This window comes from Armatimonas sp. (assembly GCF_043757465.1).
Taxonomy (GTDB): Bacteria; Armatimonadota; Armatimonadia; order Armatimonadales; family Armatimonadaceae; genus Armatimonas.
On sequence record NZ_JAYVPL010000035.1, the window covers coordinates 22,987 to 29,399 of the forward strand.

6 protein-coding genes are annotated in these 6,413 nt (G+C 59.7%); 2 read left to right on the forward strand and 4 right to left on the reverse strand.

What is annotated here, in order from left to right; genetic code table 11:
• The first annotated feature begins 85 nt into the window (after window positions 1-85).
• Window positions 86-1,165, forward strand: a complete 1,080-nt coding sequence (locus ACH2ED_RS04805; protein ID WP_395089069.1) for an acyltransferase family protein — start codon at window positions 86-88, stop codon at window positions 1,163-1,165.
• 173 nt (window positions 1,166-1,338) lie between these two features.
• On the opposite strand, the gene ACH2ED_RS04810 is transcribed toward ACH2ED_RS04805, so the two are convergent.
• The 3 genes from ACH2ED_RS04810 to ACH2ED_RS04820 form a co-directional block, all read right to left on the reverse strand.
• Window positions 1,339-1,866, reverse strand: coding sequence for a nucleotidyl transferase AbiEii/AbiGii toxin family protein (locus ACH2ED_RS04810; protein WP_395089070.1), 528 nt, complete (start codon window positions 1,864-1,866; stop codon window positions 1,339-1,341).
• Window positions 1,847-2,077 (reverse strand): hypothetical protein, encoded by a 231-nt coding sequence (locus tag ACH2ED_RS04815; protein WP_395089071.1) that lies wholly within the window; start codon window positions 2,075-2,077, stop codon window positions 1,847-1,849. Before ACH2ED_RS04815 ends, ACH2ED_RS04810 begins: the two co-directional genes overlap by 20 nt.
• Window positions 2,078-2,284: 207 nt before the next feature.
• The gene (locus ACH2ED_RS04820; protein WP_395089072.1) at window positions 2,285-3,736 is read right to left on the reverse strand and encodes a hypothetical protein; all 1,452 of its coding nucleotides are present in this window, start codon (window positions 3,734-3,736) and stop codon (window positions 2,285-2,287) included.
• 90 nt (window positions 3,737-3,826) lie between these two features.
• Here ACH2ED_RS04820 and ACH2ED_RS04825 point away from each other — a divergent pair, with 90 nt between their 5' ends.
• On the forward strand, window positions 3,827-5,095 hold the full coding sequence (locus ACH2ED_RS04825) for an MFS transporter (protein WP_395089073.1): 1,269 nt from the start codon (window positions 3,827-3,829) through the stop codon (window positions 5,093-5,095).
• Here the strand turns inward: ACH2ED_RS04825 and ACH2ED_RS04830 are convergent.
• Window positions 5,092-6,261, reverse strand: coding sequence for a hypothetical protein (locus tag ACH2ED_RS04830; RefSeq protein ID WP_395089074.1), 1,170 nt, complete (start codon window positions 6,259-6,261; stop codon window positions 5,092-5,094). The two genes, ACH2ED_RS04825 and ACH2ED_RS04830, sit on opposite strands and share 4 nt — an antisense overlap.
• Window positions 6,262-6,413: the final 152 nt, after the last annotated feature.

Here is a 6,413-nt window from a genome sequence, read left to right on the forward strand (position 1 = left end):
CCCTATCTTACACGGCGACGCGGGTTGAATATTATCACGCTTCCCTAAGCCCCGCAAGCGATTTTCGCGTATACTTGAGAGAATTGTGAGAGCCTATTTCCCCCATCTCGATGGCCTGCGCGGCCTGGCAGCGCTGTATGTGGTCGTCCACCATGCGTTTCTTCTTTGCGCCCAGGTATTCCCGATCCGTGCCAAGAACAACCTAGCCGATGGCCTGCTCTATGGTCACTTAGCCGTGGATGTGTTTATCGTGCTCTCAGGGTTCTGTCTGGCGCTCCCGGAAAAGGCCACTGATGCAAAAGTGTTCTACCTCAAGCGAGCCAAGCGCATCTTGCCCGCCTACTTTGCCGTTCTGGCCGCCTCGGTGGCGCACGCGCTCTACTGGAACGGTGGGCCGCTAGATTTTCGCGCTCTCGGGCTGCATGGGCTACTTCTGCAAGATGTCTTCCCCGAGACCATCGTCGCCTTCAACCAGCCGCTCTGGAGCGTCGCGGTGGAGTGGAAGATCTATTTTTTGTTCCCCACCCTGCTCTGGCTCCTCGCCAAGCCACGCGGAGTATTTCTAACGCTGCTCGCCACGGCGCTACTGGGCTACGGCCTCACGCGCGTCTTTATGCTTCAGGGAAGAACTACTGCTGAGCTGGGCCACACTTGCCCCTGGTATGTGTTTCTCTTTGGCATGGGAGTCTGCTCGGGGTATCTCACGACGCGCTGGGACGGCGAGAAAAAGCGCCTCGCGGTGGTGGTTTTCGCGCTGGTTTCTAGCGTTCTGCTGCTGGGCCTGCTCTTTATCTTCCCGATGGAGCACGCGGAGGCTGATCTTGCCCGTGCGTTTCCGGTGATTGACCCGGTGATGGGCGCTCTCACGGCGGCCTGTCTGGCACTGTGGCACGCACGGCCCCCGAAATTGCTCACCCTGCGCCCCGTGGTCTTCTGCGGCACCTTCGCCTACTCGATCTACCTGATCCACTTCCCCGTTTTAGAGATGCTCGCCAAGAAAGTGATCAAGTCGCTCTTGCCTGCCGCAGCGCAGGAGCTTCAGACACTCGCGTTGCTCGGGCTAGGACTGCCGCTAGTGCTGGGGGCGGCGTGGGTCTCGTGGCGGCTCTTTGAAAAACCGTTTCAGCGCAGTGCTTCTGCAACCACGTCGTCAAGAGAGAGCTGAGAGCCTCTCTGCAGGGCCGCTTCAATCGCCAGCAGTCTGCGTGTGAGTAGTCGGCCTGAGGATTGGCCAGAATTCCTGCCCCCAGAAGCGCACGAGCACGCTAGCCAGAGGAACTCGATGAGAAGACTGTGAGTTTTCCGAGGAGCTGCACCTCGCCTTGCGTCATGTGTCCTTCAGGCCCCTATTGTACCGGCGTCTTCTTGCTCTTCCGCAATGACGCGTTGGAGTGCCTGGAGCTCATAGAGATGGAGCTGATCTTTGGGGCGATTGGCAGCACGCTTCATGGCAATCAGATCGTCAATGGAGGCAACCCGCACCGTAAAATCCCCCATGTCCATCACCACGGAGCGCTCCCAGAGCCCGTCAAAAGAGTCAACTCCGTCGGGAAGCGGTAGAAGGTCAATATCTCCCAGGCTGGTCTTGAGGTTCAGAAACCGCACGCGCTTGAGCTGTGGGACGGTCACTTGAAAGGGATTATGAACCGGCCAGCCCAGAGGACGCGGCTTGAGCTGGTTCATCGCCTCCGCCACTCGCTCACAGTTATCTTCGTCACGGGCGTAGCTAAAATCGAAGTCTTTGGTGACGTTGCGCCCCCCGTGCAGGTTTAATGCAACGCCTCCCACAATCACAAACTGGATACCGGCTTCTTGGAGCATCTTGGCTGCTTCGACAAAACGAGGATCAAGCACGGCGTTGGGCACGTCTGACCTCCTGGTTCTTTTGGGCAATCTCTTGCAACCAGAGCATGCCAGCAGCATTGCGTTCCGCTTCTTCTAGGCGCTGGCGAGGTGTCAGGCGGCGGTTTTCTCGGAGAGCATCGAGGGGAATCCCGTTCTCATCGGGGTCGCCGTTGCCACGGGCATTGAGCCAGTCAATAATCTCATCATCGGTTTGGGGAAAGGAGGCTTCCATACGGCTATTTTATCTTGCTTGGCTCCCTTACACCGCCCTACTGCCAGATTAGGCTCTGCTGGGCAGAGTCCTGGATATACTTGACCGCACGACGGAAGGAGCTAGCCCAGAGCCGGAGATCCTTGAAAGTGCAGATCAATCTCAAATAAGTACGCCTGGCTCTGAATAACTGCCACCTGCTTTCGATAGATTAGCGAGTCATAGAACTCATGATTCGTCGGTATCGGAGACGATGTAGGCGCGCCCTGAACCCGCTGGGGCGATGCGCTGCCACTTCTTCTGGGTCGGGTTGCCCGTGTAGAACTGACGCACCAAGCTCGTGGTGTGCAGGCTCGCCAGAAAGAGCGCCAGCGCCGCAATTCCCCCGACAGTGAGCTTGGCCGACGGCGGGAGCTTGCGCGTGACCGCCTCCAGCGCCGTGAGTAGCAGGAGCACGAGCAAGGGCGCGGCGGCGGTGAAGTAGCGCCCACACGACTGCAAGACGTTCCAGTCCACGAAGAGCATCTGCTGGAGCACCACCGCGACCAGAAAGAACAAGACACTTCCCGCCGCCCAGAGCGCGGCTCGGATCACAGGATCACTCGGGGCGAGCTTGCGGCGCACTTGCGACGCGTTCCAGAAGAGCGTGAGGCCAATTGCCAAGTCCACCAAGAGCAAGTACGCCGCGTTCTGCACCATGCCGTCGTAGCTGCCTGGAAGCAGGCTCCCGATCAGCCAGAACGGTGTCCAGCCCGTCGCCGCCCAGAAAAGCACCGTGATCAGTGGCGTGAACTGGGTCGGGGAGCCGCTTGGCCGAATCCCCGCGCCGAAAAAATCTGCAAGAGTCGCGCCGTTTGCTAAGAGCGGGTTATCGAAAGGCCGGATTAGGGGCTTACCGTAGCTGGTGACGTTGTACAAGAGCCACGGTGCAAGCATCAGCATCGCAAGCCCCAACGCGATTGCCAGCGGCTTGAGCGACCGCTTCTTAAACACCATCCCCAGCGCCACGATCGCCGCCAAGCACCAGATCGCCGATGTCAGCCTGGTCAGAAGCGCCAGTCCTAGGGCAAGCCCCAGCCAGAGACTTTGCTTGGTAGTTGGCACACGCCCCTCGCGGCAAATGCGCACGACTTGCAGCCAGCTCCACGCCCCCAAAACCATCGCCAGTGGCTCGTTGGAGACATGGCCCATCAAGTGCCCGAAGATCGGGACAAAGGCCATGAGCGGCGGTACGCTCAGTGCCACCAGCTTACTCTCCGGGAAGACCAGCCGCGCCGCTTTTGCGGCCAGCGCAATGGCAATTGCACCGAGCAGGACACAAAGCCCGCGCCAGAGGGTCCAGAAAAGCACGCCCTGACTGCCAAAAATCTTCCAGAGCGGCACGGAGAGAAGAAAAAACAGCGGCGGGTGCTGCGCCTGATAACACACAAACTCGGCTTCGCTCTTGCGCTGCTCCGGTGTGGGGCGGGGCAGCTTGCCGGTCTCCGCCAGTGAGCGCACGTAGATCAAGTACTCTTTCTCATCTGGCCCCAGCCCCGCAACGACGGGCGTGCTCCGCTGTGCCTGGGGCACGGAGTCGGGGAGGGAGAGCTCTTGGACGGGCGTGCCAGCAACATAGGTCCAGGAGAGAAGAAAATAGAGAAGTAGAGTGCCAAGCAGGCTCACACGGGCCAGATTCATAGGGTTTCATTCCCCACGCTCTGGCCGAATCCCTTGTTGAGGCAACTCACGGGAGGAAATCCCCCTTCACGCCCCGAACCAAAGGGCGTTATGCCAAAGACGACAGCCGTGACTTCTCCCCACTATAAGTGGGCGGTGGTCGGCATGCTCTGGTTCATCTGCTTCTTCAACTACGCAGACCGCCTGGCGATCTTCTCCGTATTCCCACTTCTCCAGAAAGACCTGGGCTTCTCCAAGACCGAGCTTGGAGTAATTGGAGCGGCGTTTACCTGGGTCTACGCGATCACGGCCCCGTTTGCCGGTCATGTCGGGGATCGGATGCCGCGCAAGTGGGTGATCCTCGGAGGGCTCTATGTCTGGAGCCTGGTGACCGGGCTGACGGCTCACTGCACGCGGGTGATCCACTTTATCCTGGTGCGCGGTGCCGAGGGTCTGGGCGAGACATTCTACTTCCCCGCCTCCATGGCACTCATCAGCGACTACCATAGCCCCAGGACCCGCTCCCGCGCCATCGGCCTACACCAGACCAGCATCTACGCCGGGACAATTGGTGGCGGCGCTCTGGCCGGATGGATGGGCGAGAAGTACGGCTGGTACTCGCCGTTCTGGGTGCTGGCCGGCGCAGGAATTGTCTTGGGGTTTGTGCTGCAGCGCTTCATTCGCGAGCCGCAGCGCAACCAGGCCGAGCGTGAAGAGGCTACTACGGACACCAAAGAGGTGCACCACTTGCCCCTCGGGCAGTTTTTGCGAGAGTTTGCGAGAACCAAAACGGCGGTTCTGCTGATTGTCGCCTACTTTGGGGCGAATCTCGTGGGGCTGGTCTTCCTGACCTGGATGCCCACTTTTCTCACCGAGAAGTTCCACCTGAAGCTTGCTGTGGCGGGGCTGGGGGCGACCCTGTTTATTCAGCTTGCCAGCATGGTCGGCTCAGTGCTGGGCGGGGTGATCGCGGACCGCTGGAGCCAGAGCCAGGTGTCGGGGCGCATTCTCGTGCAAGCCGTCGCCGCCCTGGTTGGTGCCCCGTTTATCGTGCTCTGTGGCTGGACACGCGACCCTTGGATGCTGATTCTGGCCATGTCCTGCTTCGGGCTCTGCAAGGGCATGTACGACTCCAACCTCACCGCCGCCTTCTACGATGTGATTAGCCCCGCGCGGCGCAGCACCGCGACCGGGCTGATGAATCTCTTAGGCTGGCTCGGGGCGGGTCTGGGCTCTCTGGTGATTGGGGTCGCGGTGGATCACGGGATCACCATGAGCGTCGCGATCTCCTCAACGGGTGGCGTCTACCTCGCCGTGGCAGCGACACTTTTCGCTGCCGCCCGGTGGACAGCAGCCAAAGATATTGCCGCCGCCCGCTAGCGCATCACCTCTTTCCAGTGCGCGGGTGTTGCCAGCGGCTTGTAGGCAATATTAAGGTCTGGCGTCTCTAATTTCACGCCTTTCTGGTAGTGGCTCTCGATCCCGTAGGCCAGAATCCCCGTGGTGAGGTAGGTACGAGCACTGGGAGCCGTGGGTTTGCCCGAAAGATACATCTCCTCCAGCGCACGTACCGTCGCGGAGAAGTGCTTCAGGCGCGGTACCTCGTCTAAGAAATACGATGCCGCCACGATCTCTTTCTTTCCCCTCTCCCGGTAGCCAAAGGCAAACTCCTGGGAGTAGCCATTTGCCATTAGAACCGTCATGCGCTGGCCATCACGGTAGGTAATGTCGAAGGCATGGACATCGCTCACGAAGTCCTGCGGCTTTCGATTGGGCTTTTTTAGCGACGCTAGAGCGGCATCAGCAATCTCCTTGGGCCACCGTCCGTTATTGTGCGCCTCCCAGACCGCTGCGCCACTGAGCACCTGGACACTCTGAACTCCCTTTTCACCCCCTGCTCGGCTCTCGACAATATGCTGCCCCGTCTCAATCGCATGAAAGCCATAGGACTCCAGCCCCCCGTAACCCACCGCGATCACATGATCCAGGCGCTTGCCACGTGGTAGAGGCACCAGCGGCTCGTACTTGGCAAAGGGCAGACTACTTCCCGCCATCCAGGGAATCTTCAGCTCCTGAATGGTCTGCCACATGTACTTGGCCCAGGTCCAGTTCCACGAGAGATGCTTATCGTTGAAGATCGGCACCACCCGCCCCGACTGCCGGAAGACATTGACCACCTGATCGAAGAGCTCACGGCGCGGGTAGAGCTGCTGGCCTTTCTCGTTGAGCGGGTAGGTTCCGTGCTCCCCAATAATCACCACCCCATCCACCGCCAGCGTGTCGCCGCCCAGACAGAGCGCCGTCGCCACCGACGGCGAGAGTGTGATGCCATGCTTCTTGGCGGTAGCGAGTCCAATGTCGTTGGGGGCGATCTCCATCAGGTGCATTGAGGCAACCTCGCACAGCGGCGGCTCGTAGTGATCGTCGAACTGCTTGCCCTCTAAGAACTTGGTGCAGTAGCAGATCCCGTGACTGGTCGCGCCGTACTGGGTCAACAAAACCGCAAGTCTAGGCTTCTTTACCTGGGAGGAACTCGAAATATTCATGATGCTCTCTGATTCTCGCCCCTCAACAAACAATCCTCCTCAGTTTCATCCGATACACGGTCATTCAGTTTTAACCTCCCCCTGCCTCGTTCCTCGGCTTCCCCCTCCGGCTCTCGGTCGTTCCTCCCTGCGAAGGGGGACAAAATAGGAAT

What these genes read in the sequence shown, in the direction of transcription:
- ACH2ED_RS04815 (WP_395089071.1), bottom strand. Translation starts at nt 2,077, where the DNA reads ATGGAAGCCTCCTTTCCCCAAACCGATGATGAGATTATTGACTGGCTC.
- ACH2ED_RS04820 (WP_395089072.1), bottom strand. Translation starts at nt 3,736, where the DNA reads ATGAATCTGGCCCGTGTGAGCCTGCTTGGCACTCTACTTCTCTATTTT.
- ACH2ED_RS04825 (WP_395089073.1), top strand. Translation starts at nt 3,827, where the DNA reads ATGCCAAAGACGACAGCCGTGACTTCTCCCCACTATAAGTGGGCGGTG.
- ACH2ED_RS04830 (WP_395089074.1), bottom strand. Translation starts at nt 6,261, where the DNA reads ATGAATATTTCGAGTTCCTCCCAGGTAAAGAAGCCTAGACTTGCGGTT.